An 18593-nucleotide genomic window follows, 5' to 3' on the forward strand; every position below is an offset into this window, starting at 1 on the left:
ACTTTTCTGTCTCCTCTACTCATCTAGAAAAACTACCTGATTTTATTTTCACCTCAATAATTGTATTAACTTGCTCCTACTATTCATATTCGTTTTGGAGAAAATCGATTTCAAGTGATCTTGAACGGTATAAGGTGAAATAGATAATTGTTGTGCTATTTCTTTTGTTGAATGACCTTTCCATACATGTTCCAGAATTTGAGATTCTTTTGAAGTTAATCGATAGCATGTTACCAAGTGAGAAAACCTAGCTTCTTCTGACATAGGGACCCTCATTACCATCAACACATTTGCTTCATCGTTTCCAGTAAGTAATGAGGCCTCCATTGCATATATCTGAGCTGCTTGTGTTTTCATAATGGTTCTATGATGAGTTGTTTGTTCACTGAGCATTTGATAAGCAACAGCTCGAATAGAACGTGGTAGCCTATCCGTTGAAATAGCTTCCTCCGTACATAGTTCTTGTAACCATTGTTCTCCTTCGCTATTTTGAAAAAGAATATCAAGCCTTTCCGAAAAAATTATCATCGGCTTTATCGATTCATTAAAAGACATTTGTGGTGCTTTTTCCATATGACTCCGCATCATTTGCGCGATTTTTTTAACATGTTTTGTTATTTTTTGGACTTCATCATTCGAAAAAGACATGTTTTTTCTAAATAAGCTGGCAAAACCATAGCAAGTATCATTTACTACAAAAGCAATTCTCATTTCATCCCTAAATCCCGCAGGCAATAATATCTCATCAAGTCGTCTGCTTGGTTTATCATGCAGTAATTGAACTGGAAGTAATGCATTCACTAATTCTTGATGAGAATGGATATCTTGTTCTAAGTATTCATTTTCAAATAATTGTTGATGTATAGCCTCTACAGATTCGTCTGTAAATGCTCCTGTTGTTAATAGATTATTAGGATCAACAGTTCTAATACATGCCGCATCAAATGAACAAATTGCAAATAAATGATCTCGTATTCTTTTTCTTAACACATTCCCTCCCAACACCCACACCTCCTCTATCCCTTGAATATGGGATAGTTTTTCTTTTTATTACATTTATTATTGAGAATGATTATTAATTATAAATGTAACATAAAAGGAGCGTATTACAATGACTATTTCAAATTTATCTTGGCATAATGACACCGTTAAAGGTTATCCCTCAACCATTGATCGAAAAGTGCCTGGATATCAACTGTTACACGAATTAACTTCCTTATTATTAAAAGAGAAATTATCAACTCAGAATATTACCAAGGTACTCATTGTAGGTGCCGGTGGAGGAAAAGAACTGATTACCTTAACAGAGTTGTTGCCAGACAATGTCCAACTTACTGCATTAGATCCATCTACTAAAATGCTTCACATTGCCAAGGAAGTTTTAAAAGCAAAGGAAAGGAAGCATTCCATTTCTTTTATAGAAGGTTATCTTGAAGAGCAAGATTTCAATCAACCCTTTGATGCCATTATTTGTATGCTTACCTTTCAATTTATTCAAGGAAAGGAATCGCGAATACGGTTTGCACAATATCTAACTCAATCTCTTCATCCTGGAGCACCATGTTTTTTAAGTACGATGGTCGATCACGATCAACATCAAAACTATTTCCAAACGTGGAGACAACAATTAATCAAACACGGTGGAACCAATACAGAAGCAGTTCAATTTCAAGAAAGTATTGGAAAGCGTATATTTCCAATTGATGAGAAGGAATTAACGAATGTGCTTCACCAAGTTTCATTCACACATATATCCTCTTATTTTCAATCATTGTTTTTCAAAGGTTTTGTATGTTTTAAAGGAGGGACAGAGTCATGAAGGATGCCATTATTGTCATTGGAGGATATGGAAAAGTAGGCCAGATGATTTGTAAGATATTAGCTAAACAGTTTCCTGGAAGAGTATACGCTGCTGGCAGAAATAAAGATAAAGCCATTCGCTTTGCTAATGAAACAAATAATGTAGTTCAACCGCTTGTTTTCGATATGCATCAAACTGAAATACCGAGCTGGCTTTTGGATGCAAAATTAGTCATGATGTGTATCGATCAACCAAACACACGGTTTATGCAAGCCTGTTTACAAAACGGGACCGCTTATATCGATATAACAGCTGATCGTCACTTTTTAATAGAAGCCAGGAAACTAGAAAAAGAGGATATCCTTGCTCCAGCAGTTCTAAGTGTCGGGTTAATTCCTGGTCTTTCTAATTTATTAGCCAATCATGTAAAAGAGCTCATGCCTGCTGTTCATCAATTAGATATAGATGTCCTGCTTGGTCTTGGTGATGACCATGGCGAAGCAGCATTAAAGTGGATGCTTGACCAAATACACTCTCACTTTATAATATATCAAAAAGAGAATAAGGTTTGGAAAATACCATTCTCTGATAAAAAATTAACCAATTTTGGTTCTGTAAACGGAAAGAAACATACTCATCGGTTTCCTTTCCCTGATCAGTTAACACTCTATCACACTTTAAAAGTACCAAGTGTATCGACAAGGATTTGTTTTGATTCTAACTTTATTACTACTATCTTTGCGTGGTTCTGTAGGTGGAAACTAAGTAGACTTCTTCAATTACCGTTCTTTCAACAGATTTTTTTGTTCCTTTTAAAAAAGTGGAGATTTGGTTCCAAACAATTTTCTGTTCACGTTAGTGGTTACCATGAAAATAGTAACGAAAGCATCACCCTCTATGGTGAAGAAGAATCAGTCATCACAGCTCAAGTTGCCGCTAGTGTTGCAACTGCGATTTTAACGAATAATTTCAATCCTGATATTTATCATATTGATCAGCTCTTTCGATTAAATTATCAGGAAAACACACTGTATTTGGAAGCTAAGCAAAATAAGAATATCTATTATCTGTGTAACTCTATTCGATTAAGCTACTTCTAAAAGAAAAAGACGTTGAGTATCTGCTCAACGTCTTTCTTTATTCTTATTCAACTAAACTTTCCAACGCACCATCAATCATTTGACTGTTTGCAATCGGACCAGTATACAACCAACTTGAACCTTGATCAAATTCGTAAATATTATCATTTTGTACTGCAGGAATGTTTTGCCAGATCGGATCCTCTAATACACTTGATCCGTTATCACTATTTACTAAGATAATATGATCCGCTTCTAATTCTGCCAATTTCTCTAATGAAATTTCTGACCAGTTTGCAGTTGTCGTTTCTGAAATCTCAGACACTACACTTGGCGTTGTTAGTCCTAATTCATTATATAATAAATCACCACTGGACAAGTTCTCACTTACAATGTAGAAAGTATCTGCAAATAGCCATAAAGCAGCAACCGATTCGTCACCAATCGCTTCTTGAATTTGCTCTTTTGCAGCCTCTGCCTTCGTGTCATACTCTGCTGTTACTTCTTCTGCTTTCTCTTCCATTCCGAAGACCTCAGCAACCATTTTGAATTCTTCTCGCCAGTCATTATTCTCTTCTGTTCCAACAACAAAAGTTGGCGCAATTTTATTATATTGTTCATATTTATTATCTTCTACCATGCTAGCAGAATCCATTAATAACAAATCTGGTTCGAATGAAGTAACTGCTTCATATGGTAATTCACTTGGAATAGTTGGGATGCCTTCTAAATCATCCTGTAAATAATCCTGAATATCATCACCATTACGAACAGACCATTGTGCAACTGGTGTAATTCCTAATGCGACTAAGTAATCTTCCAGATAAGATCCAATCACTCGTTCAGGATTTGCTGGAACTTCCACTTCATGCCCCATTGCATCTGTTACTGTTCTTGTTCCTTCATTTTCTGTCTCTGTATCGTCAGCACTTTGATCCTCTGCTGCTTCGTTTTCATCTGCAGAAGGTTCTGCTGGCTCTGTATCTTCGTCATTACCACATGCTGCTAACAATAATAAAAAAGCAGCAGCTAAACATATTAACCAACTTTTTCTATATGCTTTCACTTTGATAATTGCCTCCTTATGCTATGTAACACGATTCACTCTTTTAAATGATAACAATTTTCATTTTCAATTACAAGAATTATTTTTTCAAAAAATCAAAACAACAATCTATCAATCTCTATCTTTTTCCCGTATACTAGGATGATAATAGTTCTCAATTTGTTAAGGAGTATATAAATAATGTCTTTTTCTAAGGATAATAAATCAAATACTACTCAATCAAGGCCACTTGTTGCTTTATTCGTCATTATCGGTGGTTTCATTATACTTCTTCTATCATTAATACTTTCCATTATATATGGTGCGGCAGAAGTCAATTTGCCGACGATTTGGGATAGCCTCACCCATTTTGACCCAAATGAAACGGCACATCAGATTATTCGTAATTTGCGTATTCCGCGTGGATTAGCTGCTGCACTGATTGGCGCAGCACTGGCTGTTTCCGGTGCGATTATGCAAGGGATGACCAGAAATGCATTGGCATCACCTTCTATCATGGGAGTAACAGCTGGTGCTAGCTTTATGATTGCCGTAGCAATGGCGATCACAACTCAAGTCTCATCTGTCGCCATGATGATATGGGCGTTTGCTGGTGCCGGATTAGGTGCTGGGATTGTCTTTGGTGTGGGTTCTATTTCTAAAAGTGGTCTCACTCCTGTTAAATTAGCATTAGCTGGTACTGCTGTCACATCCATGTTAAGCGCGCTTTCTTCAGGTATCGCTATTCATTTTAATATTGCAAAGGATATGAGCTTCTGGTATGCAGGTGGGGTGGCCAGTGTTCAATGGATACACGTCCAATTATTGGCACCAATTGTCATCATAGGGCTGATCATTGCTCTTTTATTATCAAAATCTATTACCGTTTTAAACTTAGGCGACGATGTTGCAAAGGGACTTGGACAACAAACGGTTTTCCTTAAAATCACAGCAACAATGGTTGTACTCCTATTAACAGGAGCCGCGGTTGCTGTAGCAGGTACAGTTGGATTTATCGGTCTGGTTATTCCACACATCACACGTTTTCTTGTAGGTGTTAATTATCAATGGATCATTCCCGCAGCCGCTGTCTTAGGTGCTCTACTGCTTGTTTTGGCTGATACAGCTTCTCGCATGGTAAATCCTCCATTTGAAACACCAGTAGGTACCATGACTGCGTTAGTGGGAGTTCCTTTTTTCCTCTATCTTGCCAGACGTGAAGGGAGAGGATTGTAATGGCATCATCAAAAAGAAAAATAGGGCTGTTGTTCATTGGGCTCATTCTCGCAATTGTTGTGACATTATTAATCTCACTTAACATGGGTACCATGCGTATTGCCCCCTTAGATGTATGGAAAACCATGATTGGACAAGGCAGTGATCAGAACCAGCTTGTCTTATTTGACTTCCGTCTGCCACGGATGGTAATCGCGCTTTTAATTGGGACAGGCATGGCGATATCAGGAGCTATTTTACAAGGGGTAACTCATAATGAACTAGCCGATCCTGGTATTTTAGGGATTAACAGTGGGGCAGGTTTTGCTGTTGTGTTATTTATATACCTAACACAAGGAAGCACCACATCCCAAGTGTTTATTCTTCCGTTAGCTGCACTTGCAGGAGCAACGATAGCCGCTATATTAATCTATCTGATTTCCTGGAAAAATGGTGTCTCTCCGATTCGATTGATCTTAGTTGGCATTGGTATTAATTCTGCTTTTTCGGCGCTAATTATTGTCTTCCAATTGAAAATGGACCCAGATAATTTTACCCAGGCAACCATTTGGCTATCTGGTAACATTTCAGGAACAGACTGGACTTATACATTAGCGCTACTGCCGTGGATACTTATCCTTCTTCCGATTACATTTTATAAAGCAGGAACATTGGATGCTCTACACCTTGGTGATGAAACGGCACAAGGTCTCGGCACACATGTAGAGAGAGAAAGAATGTTTTTACTTTTTATTGCAGTAGCGCTTGCAGGTGCGAGTGTAGCTGTTGGGGGAGCTATCGCATTTCTCGGTTTGGTGATCCCTCACTTAGCACGAAAATTAGTTGGAGCACGTCACAAGCATATGCTTGTAATCTCTGCTTTATTAGGGGCACTATTATTACTAGTAGCGGATACAATAGGGCGAAATATACTTTCACCTTCTGAAATTCCTGTAGGTTTAATTGTCTCGCTAATAGGGGGAAATTATTTTATCTATCTTTTAATGAAATCTTGAAGATAGTTTGTTATGTTATAAGTAGTACTTACTAGAATGGGAGATGATGAGCAATGTATCGCAAGGTTGAAGATTTTATCACGGACTGGAATAACGGCGCACAAGGTACGATAAAAGTACTTGAATCATTAACAGATGACAAGCTTGATCAAGCTATTGTGGAAGGACACAGCACACTTGGCTGGCTCGGTTGGCATTTGGCAACTTCTCCTGCTTTTTTCGCTGGGATTGTTGGATTAAACGTCAAAGCTACAGGTAATCCAAGTCAAGTTCCCGCACAAGCAGAAACAATTATCCATGCATACAAAAAATTAGTAGAAGATCTACAAAAAGAAGCGGAACTTTTAACAGATGAGCAGTTAGCAGAAGAAATCGAAAGCTTTGGGAATAAAACAACTCGTGGTGCTATGCTACGTACGTTAATTGACCATCAAACACACCATCGCGGACAAATGACGGTACTTCTTCGTCAAGCTGGATTAAAGGTACCAGGTGTAATGGGGCCTACCAAAGAGGAAAGCAACTAAAATAAGAGTAAAAAACAAGCACTTAAAGTTTGACTTAAGTGCTTGTTTTTTATTTACTCAGTATATTCTCTATGTGCTTCCGTTGTTAACTCAATTCCACCTCGTGCCGTCTGATAAACAGTCACTTTAACAGAAGCAGGTTCTATCGCCCACATCATATCATCCGCTATTTGAGCTGCTAATGATTCACAAAAAGCACCATGGTCACGGAAAGACCATAAATAAAATTTCATAGATTTTGACTCGATACATTTATGGCGTGGTGTATAGGAAATCTCCACTTTGCCGAAATCTGGTTGGCCAGTCTTCGGACACACTGCCGTAAATTCCAATGCACGAAAGGTAATATTTTGCACATTTGGTGCTTCAAATGCTTCCTGTTTTAAAACTGCTCTTCCTTCTTCCACACTACTTGGTCTAGGCATGGGTCCTGACCTTGGTAAGTAATAATTCTCTGACATATATATTCCTCCTAGTTTTGATCAAGCAGGATGGTTTCGAACTGCCTTATTAGTCTAAAAAAGCATTATAGCAGAAGTTATAGTAATTGCCAATCTGAGAGCTACTGATTCAGACTATTAAAATACTCTTCCAATGTATGTTGGCCATATTTTGGCGCAGTCATATTATCTAGTCCGATAAACGTTAGGAAAAATTCAATAGGTCCGTAGGTTTTATTACTAGTAAATGTTTTGGTAATTTTTAAAATAGCTAATCGGATCCAGTCCGGAATATGAGTTATTTTAGATTCTTTGTTCGATGCAGAAAATGCTAGATATGCAATTTCATTTAGGGTTAATACTTCCGGACCTCCCACCTTTATTTCTGCCTCAGACTTGTCAATGGCAGAAACACATACACCTGCTAAATCCCTACCATGTATGGGATTCATTTTGGTTTGGCCATTTCCAAATAAATATACTCTACCTCTTTTCGTCATCTGATAAAATTCTGTCATATCTGAGAAAAAACCAGTTGGTCGAATAATCGTGTAATCTAAGCCAGAGTGTCTTAACTCATCCACAAACTTTTCTTTAGCAGCGCAAAGTTTCACACCCTTCATTTTGTCTCCTTTTAAAACTGATACATAAATAAATTTCTTCACGTTGCTTCGTTTGGCTTCCTCTAATACATTTACATTCGCTTGGTAATCCACATCCATGTAACTAAGCCCATCTTTTTGCCGGGTAATGCCAACCGTTGACATCACCACATCAATATCTTTACAACAGTTTTCTATGGTTGAAGGTCTTGTCACTTCTCCCTCAACCACTTCATAGGAATAATTTTCTACTTGTGGGAGCTTCTGCGGGTTTCGAACAACGACTCTAACTGAATAATTTTGCTTCACTAATTCCTTTAATAGATAACTTCCTAGATATCCGGTTGCACCTATCAACAGCACAGATGGCTTTTTATTCATTGCTATCCCTCCGTTCACTTTGCATTATTGCAGGAATGCTTTCTTATCTACGTATAAAAAGGAAGCAGTCGCAAAAACGCTGCTTCCTTTTTCTTATTGATGTTCTTTCTCAAATTTCTTCATAAATGTAATTAAATCTTCCACACCTTCAACAGGCATTGCATTGTAAAAGCTTGCGCGCATTCCACCAACAGAACGGTGACCTTTTAATGTTTCCAACCCTTCTGCCTGTGCTGCCTTAACAAATTCACCATCTAAGTCACGATTCGGAATTACAAAAGGAATATTCATAATAGAACGGCTGTCTTCTTTAACCGGTGAAGCGTAAAATGACGATTGTGCAACATAATCATATAGCAATGCCGCCTGTTTTTCATTACGAGCTTGCATCTCTTTTAATCCACCTAATTCTTTAAGCCATTCAAAGACCAGCTTAGCCATATATACCCCATAAGTCGGTGGTGTATTGTAAAGAGATCCACTCTCACTATGTGTCTGGTAATCCAACATTGTCGGGCACTGTTCAGACGCGTTTCCGACTAAATCATCACGCACGATCACTACCGTTAAACCTGCAGGCCCAATGTTTTTTTGTGCACCTGCATAAATCACGCCAAATTTAGAAACATCGATCTCTTCAGATAAAATATTGGAAGACATATCAGCAACCAATGGAACATTACCTGTATCAGGTATCTCCTGAAACGCCGTACCTTCAATCGTATTATTGGTTGTAATATGCACATAATCTGCTTCAGAATCAATGATACTTGTATTAACTTTTGGAATATAAGTGAAGTTCTCATCTTCAGAAGAAGCAATCTCATTTACTTCAATAAATTTCTTCGCTTCTTTCATCGCTTTTTTAGACCAAGAACCAGTGTTTACGTAATCTGCCTTGCCATTTTTCTTTAAGTTCAGTGGAACTGCTGCGAATTGTTGGGAAGCACCACCTTGGACAAAAAGCACCTTGTAATTGTCAGGGATATTCATCAATTCACGTAGAAGGCTTTCTGCTTCCGTAATAATATCCGTGAAAAGGCCTGAGCGGTGACTTAATTCCATTACAGACATGCCGGAGTCTTTATAATTTGGTAATTCTGCTTGTGCCTTTTCTAAAACCTCTAACGGTAACATAGAAGGCCCTGCTGAGAAATTGTGTACTCGTTTCATCTTTAACCACACTCCTAATTAAAATTAAACAGAAAGAGGTAAGGAATGTATCCTTACCTTCGCCCAGGCGAGCGGCTATCGACACTATGTGCTCCCTTGCGGTTAATCCGCACCCTCGCCAGTTACACATAGCCTATTACTTTGTGAAAATTATAACAATATTCACACAATTTTTCAATTAAATTTTATGTAAATGTTCTAAATAATAATGTGATAATCTTTCAGCTGTATTTCTAATTTAGTTTGCAGAACACTTTTTCGCAAAAAAATAAGTAAGAAAATCGTAACAGTTTCAATAGAGAAAGTGTGATAAAATAGCTAAGGAAGACTAAAAAGCTAGGAATGATAACATGCAGACGATAATTTTTGATGTTGATGACACATTATACGATCAGTTACAACCTTTTCGAAATGCAGTTCATCAGCAATTAGATACATCTTTCACCGATTCTGAGATCGGATCGTTATATAAAACAAGCAGAAAATACAGTGATGAAGTCTTTGAGAAATATATGAGCGGTGAAATTACTGCCCTTGAATTACAGACCTATCGTATGACCAAGGCTTGTGAAGAATTTGAAATAGCACTTAGCTATGATCAAGCAGTTCGTTTTCAAGACGTCTATTTATCGGAACTGAAAAAAATACAATTACTTGATCCGATGAAACGTCTATTGGAACAATTGTCCAAACAAGGTAAACAGCTAGCAGTTTTAACCAATGGTGAGTTTGATCATCAAATGATGAAGGTCAAACAGCTACAACTTACAAACTGGATTCCCACTGAACATATTTTTATCTCAGGAGACCTTGGTTATTCGAAGCCAAGTCTTGAAGTCTTTAATCATATTGAGAAAAAACTAAAAATAGAGAAACAAGAAACACTGTATATTGGCGATTCATTTGAACATGACATCTTCGGTGCAAAAAGAGCGGGATGGAAAGCCGCTTGGATGAACCATCGCAAACGAAAAGTATCTCAACATGATATAATTCCTGATTATATCGTGGAAAGACCTGATGACATTTTAGTAATTGCCAGTGAGTGGAGCAGTTGAAAATAACTTGGAATGAAAAATATCGTGAAAGATAAAACATCACATCATGATTGATGGCTTTCATTTTTGGAGTGAGATTGTTGAATTCAAAAAAAGTATTAGGCATATTGTTTGCTGTCATGTTTTTAGTGATGGTTGGATTCGGAATTATTATTCCTGTCCTGCCTTTTTATGCAGAAGAACTTGGCGCATCACCCTTTGAGTTAGGTTTATTAATGGCAACTTATTCAGTTATGCAATTTATATTCGCCCCTATGTGGGGAAGAATTTCGGATAGAATTGGGCGAAAACCGGTATTAATGATTGGAATAGCCGGTTTAGCACTATCATTTTTCTTACTTGCCTTGGCAACACAATTATGGATGTTATTTGCCGCACGTATTATTGGTGGCTTATTATCTGCTGCCAACATGCCAACCGTAACAGCATACGTGGCAGATATAACTAGTGAAGAAGACCGTGGAAAAGGAATGGGAATTATTGGTGCAGCGGTAGGTCTTGGTTTTATCTTCGGACCTGCTATCGGCGGTGTCTTTTCCTCCAGTAATTTAGCGATTCCGTTTTATTTATCAGGTGTTTCTTCTTTGATCACCTTTTTACTAGTTGCTTTCGTCTTAAAAGAATCGTTATCTGAAAAAGGTATGACTCAAGAGAAAAAACGACCATCTTTATTGCAAGCATTTAAAACACCAACCGCAAATTTATATGTTTTGCAATGGTTTGTATCTGTATCACTAGCAGGACTTGAAGCGACATTTGCCTACTTTGCGTATGATCGTGCCGGTCTTGGAACGGTTGAACTTGGCTATATCTTTATGATCATGGGTTTAGCAGGAGCAATTGTCCAGGGTGGTTTAGTCGGCAAAATGACGAAAAAATTAGGGGAAGGAAATGTGATTCAAATCGGAATCATCATCTCCGTTATCGGATTTACACTTATCCTATTTATACAGAATTTTCTTACCGCAGCGATATTCCTAACTGTCTTTGGTTTAGGAAATGGATTGATTCGACCAAGCGTATCTTCCTTACTAACCAAAAAAGCGAAATCTGGCTACGGGCAAGTTACCGGACTGTTATCGTCTTTCGATTCCTTAGGTCGAATTATCGGACCACCACTTGGCGGTATGTTGTACGGGATTGCGATAATTATGCCTTACGTATCTGGTATCATTTTATCCGTTCTCGCTCTAGGTATTTATTATCTATATACTAATCGCACCGATACTATGGAAGGGCAAGTTTAATAACCAAAGCATGTTATCTGTGAAGATAGCATGTTTTTGAATAACAATTAAGGAGAGATTCAGATGTCTATCCCTAAACCACTCGTTCAAACAAACCAAGCTTTTATATTGATCACTGTTTTATTAGGATTGTTTCTGCATCCGTTAATATTACTATTGCCTTTCGTCACTGGCCTCATTACATTAATCACTAAAAACAATCCAGTAATCCGATTAGGAAAAAACTTTTTGAAAAAGCCAGCCAATGCCTATCCACCAGAAGATAAAGCACAACAAATCTTCAACCAATGGATTGCTACAGTTTGTATTGGTCTATCGCTATTCTTCTTTACTGTACAAATCAACTGGCTCGCATACACTTTCAGCATTATGGTCGTCATTGCTTCCGGCCTCGCCCTGGCTGGATACTGTATCGGCTGCACCATTCGTTATCGCTACATGATGTGGAAACATAGAAGGGGTTCTGAGGGTTAGGGCTAACCACATTTTCCGAACAAATAATATAATAAAAAAGCAAGCAACTATTAGAATAATAGTATGCTTGCTTTTTCAGTATAGAGTTCATTCATGTAGTAACCTATTAATTATAAATTAAGCTCTTTTGCATAGCGTTTCTCTAATTCTTTTGCACCCTCTTCCCTTCCTGTCTTCCTTAAATGTTTTAGATATCTTCTTAGACTTTTAATTTGTGCATGATACGGTCCACCTTCTTTCATTACCGTCCACAATGGATCTACATCATAATCCATTGTCATCATCATCTCATCATGCCAATCATTTAAATAATAAACAGCTTGCATGCAAACATCTTGGCGTTGATCAGCTAGATTATATTGCTCATATGGGTCTTCTTTGAGATTGAATAACATCTCTTTCTCAAATAAATGAAAACCATCATGATAGGTACGAATATACAACCAATCATCAAATCTTACACTTCGTTGACATACATGGGCATTTTGAGAGACAACTAAATAGTCTCTGCCACAACTTTCTCCCTTTAATAGAGCGGGAGCATAACTCATCCCATCCCAGGAGGGTTTAAGTTGTTGGTTTAATAACTCTGCAACGGTCGGAGCAAAATCTAAATGGTAATGCAAATCATGATCGACATACCCCTTTTGCATACCAGGCCAACGGACAATCATAGGAATCCGGCACGTCATTTGATCAGCAGTTCCATGTTCTGCATAAATACCTAATTCACCTAAGTTTTCTCCATGATCAGCAGTCACGATAATTACTGTATCTTCCAAAACCCCTTGCTTTTCCATTTCGTCAAATACCATGCCAATGTTTTCATCCATAAATCGAAGACCTGTATCGTATCCATCAATCACTTTTCTTAAACTTTCTCTATCAGTTATTTCACCAGTATGACGAGGAAATTTTGGAATAGTATTGTTATCATACATATTGATCTCTCTTGCAGAGTGTGGTCCAACACTTTTTAAATGTTCTTGCAGTACATCATCCGTAATCCATTCTGGTAAAGAGGCATCTTTAAACGGTTCTCCGTAACTTTCCGGTGCCCGATATGGTGTATGAGGATCCCAGTAATTTACATATAAAAACCAATCATCATCTTGTCCATTACGTTGCAGCCAATCCAACACTGTTGGAGTAACCTCTTCTGCTGATTCATCTCCTGTTTTCCCCGTATTATACATTTCATTAAAACCTGCGTAAAATTGCCAAGAAGAATGCCTTTCAGCAAATGGACTGATTAAAGCTGTTTTCATTCCTTCTTGACGGAAAATATTTGGAAAGCTATCCGTTTTTAATTGGTCAAAAAATTCACGATTTGGACCCTCATTTCGCATATCTCCAGCTGTACCACCATGTCCAACGTTACCTGTATGAATACCAAACCGCCCCGTCATAAATGCGTTTCTCGAAGGGGCGCATGGAGCATCTGTCGTGTAATAATTAGTAAAACGAACTCCTTCTTCTGCAATGCGATCTATATTTGGTGTTGTATTTCGTTGATATCCATAACAGCCTAAATGATCTGGTCTTGTAGAATCTAGATCTAACAATAATACTCGCATGAAGAATCCTCCTATATAAAATTAGAATTGATAATGCTGTTTTGATTATCAGTACTCCATTTACGTTATGATAACTTTTGTTGTAGTAACCACTTGTATAACTCTCGAGTATGATAGGCACTGGTCCATGAATCATGCCCTACTCCAGGATATATCGTCAAATAAACCTTAGAATGGAATTGTTTTAAATAATTCGTGATTCTTACCGTCTCATCCATAGGTATTACATCGTCTTGATCACCATGGAAAGCCCAGATCGGTGTGTGTTGTAATATCTGTAATTCCTCCGGCAGCATTTCTACTGTTACTAGCTCTTTAAATTCCTTACATCTATGTTCAGGTAATGTCACCGCCCCACAAACTGGTACTAATGCTGCAAAATAATTAGGATATTTTAATGCTAGATTCCATGTTCCGACCCCACCCATACTCATTCCTGTTAAATAAATTCGCCTTTTATCTACAGGGTAGGAAGAGACCATATATTTCAGCAATGCCATCAGTCCGTCTAAATCTTCCGTCCAATAGGAGTCAATTGAACATTGTGGTGACACTACGATAAATGGAAAAGAGCGGTCATTATCTAAAAATGAAGGAATACCATGATCCTTAACTGTTTCTAAATCGTCACCTCGTTCTCCAGCTCCATGAAGAAACAATATTAATGGAAAAGTATATCCAGGATGCTTCTCCACTTCATCGGGTACATGCAATAAATAACGAATTTCATTTGAGTGTTGATTAAAAGTCTTCTCTATTTGCAAATATAAGCGCCCCCTTGTTGACATGTAGATGGATAGCTATTATTTTACAGAATTGCGTTCAACTAATTCTGTGGACAATGTATACTTTTCATTGATTTGTTTCCCTTCTATTATTTGAAAAATGAGGTCAACAGCAAGTGCTCCCGCTTCATATTTTGGTTGTTTGATCGTTGTCAAAGCCGGCGAAACATACTCAGAAAGCTGAATGTCATCAAACCCGATAACAGAAATGTCTTCCGGTATCGTGATTTGATGATCTTTAAACGCCTGCAGTCCACCAATAGCCATCTCGTCATTTCCGTAAAAAATAGCTTCGGGCAACTCTCCACGGGCAATCAATAATTTGGTCGCTTTATATCCACCTTCTCTCGTAAAATTACCGATCGAGTTTAGATTGGAATAAGCGGATATGTTGTGTTCCTTTAGTGCGTTCAAGTACCCTCGAAAACGTTTTTTATTATCATTTGAATCTTTCGGACCACCGATATAAGCGATATTACGAAATCCTTTATGAATTAAATATTCAGTAGCAATATAACCGCCATGCTCATTATCCACTTCCACATGATACACATTTTTATTTTTAATATCTCTGTCCAAAACGACTAACGGAAAACCCTCTTGGGCAGATTCTATCGTAATTTGATCACTGATGTTGTTAGCCAGAATAATGGCCCCATCCACACGTTTTTCTCGCAGAAATTTAACTGCCGTTGACTGAGGTCCCCCGATGGAACTGCAAGCAATCAAATCATAACCATTGGCAGTCGTTACATCCTGAACTCCTTTAATCAGTTCCGAGTAGTAAGGACCAGATAAATCACTTAAAATCAACGCAATAGTATTTGTCCTCGTCCGTTTTAAATCAGAAGCAATACCATTCTTCTTATAGTTCAGTGTCCGGGCAGCTTCCTCAACCCTTTGTTTGGTGGCGGCACTGATTCTTGTACTATTATTTAACGCATATGAAGCGGTGGAAACCGCCACACCTGCCAACTTAGCGACATCCTTAATTGTTGCCATTACTGCTTCCTCCATAACTGCTTCTTTATCTTGTATCTTACTCTATCAGAACGATAGATTGAAGTCATTATTTATTCCATCATTTAATCCCTGATACATTAAACCCTTCGATAATATATTTTTGAAAGATTATAAATATGATCAGCACTGGTACGACCATAAAGGTGGAACCTGCCATTTGCAAACCATAATTGGTAACATTCTGATCTTTCAATAATGCTAATCCTACCGATAATGTATACAATGACTGATCATTTGCTATAATTAACGGCCATAGGAAGCTGTTCCATGAACCGATAAAGGTTAAAATTACTTGAACAGCAAGAATCGGCTTCGCTAATGGAATAATCAATTTAGTGAAAATATAAAATTCCCCCGCACCATCTAGTCTAGCTGCTTCAATTAGATCATCAGGGATCGTCACCATAAATTGTCTGATCAGAAATATATTAAATGCTGCTATTAACCCAGGCAATACAATGCCACTCATTGAATTAGTTAAACCCATTTCATTTAATATCAAGTAGGTCGGGATCATGGTCACTTGTCCCGGTAGCATCATAGTAATAAGCACGATGATGAACCATGTCTCTTTTCCTTTAAATTGGAATTTCCCAAAACCATACCCGGCCATTGTGTTTAAAAATAGTCCAATCATTGAAAAAAAGACAATGATTAATGTATTGATTAAGTACACGTCAAAATTCAAATTTTGAAACAAATTGATATAATGTTCAAAAGTTGGTTCATTAGGAATTAATGTCGGCGGGATACTTAAAACTTCATTCTCGTTTTTAAGTGAACTTAAAATCATCCAAAAAAACGGAAGTGAAACGATAAGTCCTCCAATAAACATAATACCTGTAACAACTGTTTTTTCCACTCGATTTTTCAAAAACATGGTCGATCACCTCACAGTGTTTGGTCAGATTTTCTGAATTTAAATTGAATCAGTGTAGCCACGATAATGATGGCAAACAGAATAAAAGATGCTGCTGCACCGTATCCAAACTCATTATATTGAAAACCTTCCTGATAAATAAATAGCGCAATTGAGTTCGTTCCATTTAACGGACCACCATCTGTCATGACAAATGGCTCTTCAAAAAACTGTAGCCAGCCAATCAGTGTCGTTACCGTGACAAAGAAGGTGGCAAAACTCATGGAGGGTAATGTGATTTTTATTAGTTTTTGCCATCTATTCGCACCGTCAATATCAGCTGCTTCGTAATATACTCTTGGAATGGACTGCAACGCTGCTAAAAAGATAAGCATGCTGATACCGTTACTCTTCCAGACAGCCATAAGAATCAAAGATAATTTTGCTACAAAAGGATCTTCCAACCAAGGGACTCGACCAATATCCACCAACGACAATAAATAATTAAATAATCCATATTCCTGGTTATATAAAAACCCCCAAACAACTGCAATTGCTACAATATTGGTTACCGAAGGAATATAGTAAATCACACGAAATGTAGAAGCTAATTTTTGTCCCACTAAATTAATAAAGAAAGCGATAAAAAACGAACTTCCAACAGCTAACGGCACACCAATAATCACATAAACAAACGTATTTGCCATCGATTGCATAAATTTCTGATCACTAAACAATTCAAGATAATTATCAAAACCGACAAAATTAATTTGCGTCCAATTAGCTAATCCAATTAAGTTGGTATCCGTGAAGCTGATACCAAAGGCTACAATAATAGGTAAAAATGAAAAGATTATTAAAAGCAGTACTGCCGGTCCGATAAATAGAAAAGGCGTCCACTTCTTTTTCATGGTACTCAACGAAATCACTCCTTCACAAAGGAGAAGATGCCATCCCTAGCAAACCTCTCCTTTATTTCAATTCCATTATTCTGACAAGATCTTGGCTGCCTCTGCTCGAAATGCTTCTAACGACTGATCTATTTCTGCCCCGCCACGATTAATTTCTTCCAATGTAGTTAAAATCTCATTACCTAACCTTTCATACTCTGGTATTAGAGGTAAAGGCTGGGTCGCTTCAAGCTGTTCACCAAACGTACTTACCATGTCATCGTCAGCTAGAACCGGATTTTCCCATGCTTCTTTATTAGCAGGTAATTCACTTTTTGTTTCATACCATTTCGCCTGTGTATCGGGAGCTGCCATCCAGTTAATAAATTTCAGGGATTGCTCTACTTTTTCGGAATTAGCAAATACCGACAAGTGTGCACCACCCATCATAGACTTATTGTTTTCGGCTGTTGGCATCACTTTTACATCCCACTTCCCTTCTATTTCAGGAGCCCTATCTTTTACAGTACCGATATCCCACGGGCCGCTGAAGAACATTGCTTTCGATCCATCACTAAATGCTTGAAAAAATTCCTTTCCTTCACCCATTTGGGATAGTCCTTCATCATAAAACAGATGATGGAGTTCAATCGCTTCTTTAAAATCAGAACTATTAAAGCTATCCGCACCTTTATCGATATCGTAAGTCCAACCTTGTTCCCATGCTAAAATAAATGGAAATTGTGGATCTGTCGTTGGTAAATCAATCGCATATTGATCGTCACCCCGGTCAGCAAGTTTTCTGGAAGCATCGATCATATCCTCCCAAGTTTCCGGACCATTCGGATAGCCCACTTCTTCTAAAATATCTGTTCTATAAAACAATGCTCTTGTATCTACGTACCATGGAACACCAATAGTCTGACCGTCAAATTCTGTTGTTCCTACTGCACTTTCATAGAAATTGTCTGGTGCTAGATTTTCATAATCATCAATGTATTTAGAGATATCCATAAAGGTATCTGCTTCGGCAAATTCTGCCACCCAGGTAGTTCCGATCTGTAAAACATCTGGTCCCTCTCCAGAAGCGACAGCAGTCAATAGTTTATCATGGGCACTCTCCCACGGAATTGATTGAACATCTACTGTTATGCCACTTTCTTCTTCGAAATCTGTTACAAAATCATCTAGTCCATCTGACATTGTCCATACCTGAATGGTATTTTCATCAGATTGGCCATCACCCGAACTATCACCAGAAGTACAAGCGCTTAACGTTATAATGACGAACAAAAACGATACAAATACTAATATCTTAATTTTACGCATATGAACACCCTTTCTTCATTTTTAACTTATTGTCATACCCTAATGGCTAAATACAATATTACTTTTCTGTTG

At 37.7% G+C, this 18593-nt stretch carries 19 protein-coding genes and 1 riboswitch; of the genes, 8 read left to right on the plus strand and 11 right to left on the minus strand.

From position 1 onward, the window contains the following. Positions 1–48 precede the first annotated feature (48 nt). Complete coding sequence (locus BM121_RS06980; protein ID WP_091482724.1) at positions 49–1002, minus strand: helix-turn-helix transcriptional regulator; 954 nt, start codon at positions 1000–1002, stop codon at positions 49–51. A 109-nt stretch (positions 1003–1111) separates the two neighbouring features. Here BM121_RS06980 and BM121_RS06985 point away from each other — a divergent pair, with 109 nt between their 5' ends. Continuing rightward, positions 1112–1819 (plus strand): class I SAM-dependent methyltransferase, encoded by a 708-nt coding sequence (locus BM121_RS06985; protein ID WP_091482726.1) that lies wholly within the window; start codon positions 1112–1114, stop codon positions 1817–1819. Continuing rightward, on the plus strand, positions 1816–2901 hold the full coding sequence (locus BM121_RS06990) for a saccharopine dehydrogenase NADP-binding domain-containing protein (RefSeq protein ID WP_091482728.1): 1086 nt from the start codon (positions 1816–1818) through the stop codon (positions 2899–2901). The genes BM121_RS06985 and BM121_RS06990 overlap by 4 nt, the downstream gene beginning before the upstream one ends. Before the next feature lie 43 nt (positions 2902–2944). Here BM121_RS06990 and BM121_RS06995 read toward each other — a convergent pair whose 3' ends face one another. Next, positions 2945–3946 (minus strand): ABC transporter substrate-binding protein, encoded by a 1002-nt coding sequence (locus BM121_RS06995; RefSeq protein WP_091482730.1) that lies wholly within the window; start codon positions 3944–3946, stop codon positions 2945–2947. 180 nt (positions 3947–4126) lie between these two features. On the opposite strand from BM121_RS06995, the gene BM121_RS07000 reads away from it, so the two are divergent. The 3 genes from BM121_RS07000 to BM121_RS07010 are packed head-to-tail and all read left to right on the plus strand — an operon-like array spanning position 4127 to position 6683. Next, a complete protein-coding gene (locus BM121_RS07000; RefSeq protein ID WP_091482732.1) occupies positions 4127–5161 on the plus strand; it encodes a FecCD family ABC transporter permease in 1035 nt (344 codons plus the stop codon). Beyond that, on the plus strand, positions 5161–6156 hold the full coding sequence (locus BM121_RS07005) for a FecCD family ABC transporter permease (RefSeq protein ID WP_091482734.1): 996 nt from the start codon (positions 5161–5163) through the stop codon (positions 6154–6156). The genes BM121_RS07000 and BM121_RS07005 overlap by 1 nt, the downstream gene beginning before the upstream one ends. A gap of 53 nt (positions 6157–6209) precedes the next feature. Continuing rightward, the gene (locus BM121_RS07010) at positions 6210–6683 is read left to right on the plus strand and encodes a DinB family protein (protein ID WP_091482736.1); all 474 of its coding nucleotides are present in this window, start codon (positions 6210–6212) and stop codon (positions 6681–6683) included. Between the two features lie 53 nt (positions 6684–6736). On the opposite strand, the gene queF is transcribed toward BM121_RS07010, so the two are convergent. The 3 genes from queF to serC all read right to left on the minus strand — a co-directional run bounded on the left by queF (position 6737) and on the right by serC (position 9279). Beyond that, positions 6737–7144 (minus strand): preQ(1) synthase, encoded by a 408-nt coding sequence (gene queF / locus BM121_RS07015; protein WP_091482738.1) that lies wholly within the window; start codon positions 7142–7144, stop codon positions 6737–6739. Positions 7145–7245: 101 nt separating this feature from the next. Further along, the gene (locus tag BM121_RS07020) at positions 7246–8106 is read right to left on the minus strand and encodes an SDR family oxidoreductase (RefSeq protein ID WP_091482739.1); all 861 of its coding nucleotides are present in this window, start codon (positions 8104–8106) and stop codon (positions 7246–7248) included. 93 nt (positions 8107–8199) lie between these two features. Next, a complete protein-coding gene (serC, locus tag BM121_RS07025) occupies positions 8200–9279 on the minus strand; it encodes a 3-phosphoserine/phosphohydroxythreonine transaminase (protein ID WP_091482741.1) in 1080 nt (359 codons plus the stop codon). Positions 9280–9333: 54 nt separating this feature from the next. Continuing rightward, positions 9334–9415: riboswitch (ZMP/ZTP riboswitch) on the minus strand. Between the two features lie 214 nt (positions 9416–9629). Here serC and BM121_RS07030 point away from each other — a divergent pair. The 3 genes from BM121_RS07030 to BM121_RS07040 all read left to right on the plus strand — a co-directional run bounded on the left by BM121_RS07030 (position 9630) and on the right by BM121_RS07040 (position 12058). Next, positions 9630–10337: an HAD family hydrolase gene (locus BM121_RS07030; RefSeq protein WP_091482743.1), complete on the plus strand. Its 708-nt coding sequence runs from the start codon at positions 9630–9632 to the stop codon at positions 10335–10337. An 80-nt stretch (positions 10338–10417) separates the two neighbouring features. Further along, a complete protein-coding gene (locus BM121_RS07035) occupies positions 10418–11584 on the plus strand; it encodes an MFS transporter (protein ID WP_091482745.1) in 1167 nt (388 codons plus the stop codon). Between the two features lie 63 nt (positions 11585–11647). After that, the gene (locus tag BM121_RS07040) at positions 11648–12058 is read left to right on the plus strand and encodes a DUF4395 domain-containing protein (protein WP_091482747.1); all 411 of its coding nucleotides are present in this window, start codon (positions 11648–11650) and stop codon (positions 12056–12058) included. A gap of 110 nt (positions 12059–12168) precedes the next feature. Here the strand turns inward: BM121_RS07040 and BM121_RS07045 are convergent, their stop codons facing one another. From BM121_RS07045 to BM121_RS07070, 6 genes are all read right to left on the minus strand, one after another. Beyond that, the gene (locus BM121_RS07045) at positions 12169–13635 is read right to left on the minus strand and encodes a sulfatase family protein (RefSeq protein WP_091482749.1); all 1467 of its coding nucleotides are present in this window, start codon (positions 13633–13635) and stop codon (positions 12169–12171) included. A gap of 65 nt (positions 13636–13700) precedes the next feature. Beyond that, positions 13701–14399 (minus strand): carboxylesterase family protein, encoded by a 699-nt coding sequence (locus tag BM121_RS07050; RefSeq protein WP_245780757.1) that lies wholly within the window; start codon positions 14397–14399, stop codon positions 13701–13703. Positions 14400–14438: 39 nt separating this feature from the next. After that, a complete protein-coding gene (locus BM121_RS07055) occupies positions 14439–15422 on the minus strand; it encodes a LacI family DNA-binding transcriptional regulator (protein ID WP_091482753.1) in 984 nt (327 codons plus the stop codon). Positions 15423–15501: 79 nt separating this feature from the next. Then, positions 15502–16323 carry a carbohydrate ABC transporter permease gene (locus BM121_RS07060; RefSeq protein WP_091482755.1) on the minus strand — a complete coding sequence of 274 codons (822 nt, stop codon included), beginning with the start codon at positions 16321–16323 and terminating at the stop codon, positions 15502–15504. Positions 16324–16334: 11 nt separating this feature from the next. Beyond that, on the minus strand, positions 16335–17222 hold the full coding sequence (locus tag BM121_RS07065) for a carbohydrate ABC transporter permease (protein WP_425432212.1): 888 nt from the start codon (positions 17220–17222) through the stop codon (positions 16335–16337). A gap of 66 nt (positions 17223–17288) precedes the next feature. Then, entirely contained in the window at positions 17289–18521 is a 1233-nt protein-coding gene (locus BM121_RS07070; protein ID WP_091482757.1) for a sugar ABC transporter substrate-binding protein, read from the minus strand. Between the last annotated feature and the right edge of the window lie 72 nt (positions 18522–18593).

It is taken from the genome of Gracilibacillus orientalis (assembly GCF_900114645.1).
GTDB classification, from domain to species: domain Bacteria; phylum Bacillota; class Bacilli; order Bacillales; family Amphibacillaceae; genus Gracilibacillus; species Gracilibacillus orientalis.

Excerpts from the sequence above, each read along its gene's own strand:
- BM121_RS06985 (WP_091482726.1), top strand. The coding sequence starts at position 1,112 with ATGACTATTTCAAATTTATCTTGGCATAATGACACCGTTAAAGGTTAT.
- BM121_RS06990 (WP_091482728.1), top strand. The coding sequence starts at position 1,816 with ATGAAGGATGCCATTATTGTCATTGGAGGATATGGAAAAGTAGGCCAG.
- BM121_RS07000 (WP_091482732.1), top strand. The coding sequence starts at position 4,127 with ATGTCTTTTTCTAAGGATAATAAATCAAATACTACTCAATCAAGGCCA.
- BM121_RS07005 (WP_091482734.1), top strand. The coding sequence starts at position 5,161 with ATGGCATCATCAAAAAGAAAAATAGGGCTGTTGTTCATTGGGCTCATT.
- BM121_RS07010 (WP_091482736.1), top strand. The coding sequence starts at position 6,210 with ATGTATCGCAAGGTTGAAGATTTTATCACGGACTGGAATAACGGCGCA.
- queF (WP_091482738.1), bottom strand. The coding sequence starts at position 7,144 with ATGTCAGAGAATTATTACTTACCAAGGTCAGGACCCATGCCTAGACCA.
- BM121_RS07020 (WP_091482739.1), bottom strand. The coding sequence starts at position 8,106 with ATGAATAAAAAGCCATCTGTGCTGTTGATAGGTGCAACCGGATATCTA.
- serC (WP_091482741.1), bottom strand. The coding sequence starts at position 9,279 with ATGAAACGAGTACACAATTTCTCAGCAGGGCCTTCTATGTTACCGTTA.
- BM121_RS07030 (WP_091482743.1), top strand. The coding sequence starts at position 9,630 with ATGCAGACGATAATTTTTGATGTTGATGACACATTATACGATCAGTTA.
- BM121_RS07040 (WP_091482747.1), top strand. The coding sequence starts at position 11,648 with ATGTCTATCCCTAAACCACTCGTTCAAACAAACCAAGCTTTTATATTG.
- BM121_RS07045 (WP_091482749.1), bottom strand. The coding sequence starts at position 13,635 with ATGCGAGTATTATTGTTAGATCTAGATTCTACAAGACCAGATCATTTA.
- BM121_RS07055 (WP_091482753.1), bottom strand. The coding sequence starts at position 15,422 with ATGGCAACAATTAAGGATGTCGCTAAGTTGGCAGGTGTGGCGGTTTCC.
- BM121_RS07060 (WP_091482755.1), bottom strand. The coding sequence starts at position 16,323 with ATGTTTTTGAAAAATCGAGTGGAAAAAACAGTTGTTACAGGTATTATG.
- BM121_RS07070 (WP_091482757.1), bottom strand. The coding sequence starts at position 18,521 with ATGCGTAAAATTAAGATATTAGTATTTGTATCGTTTTTGTTCGTCATT.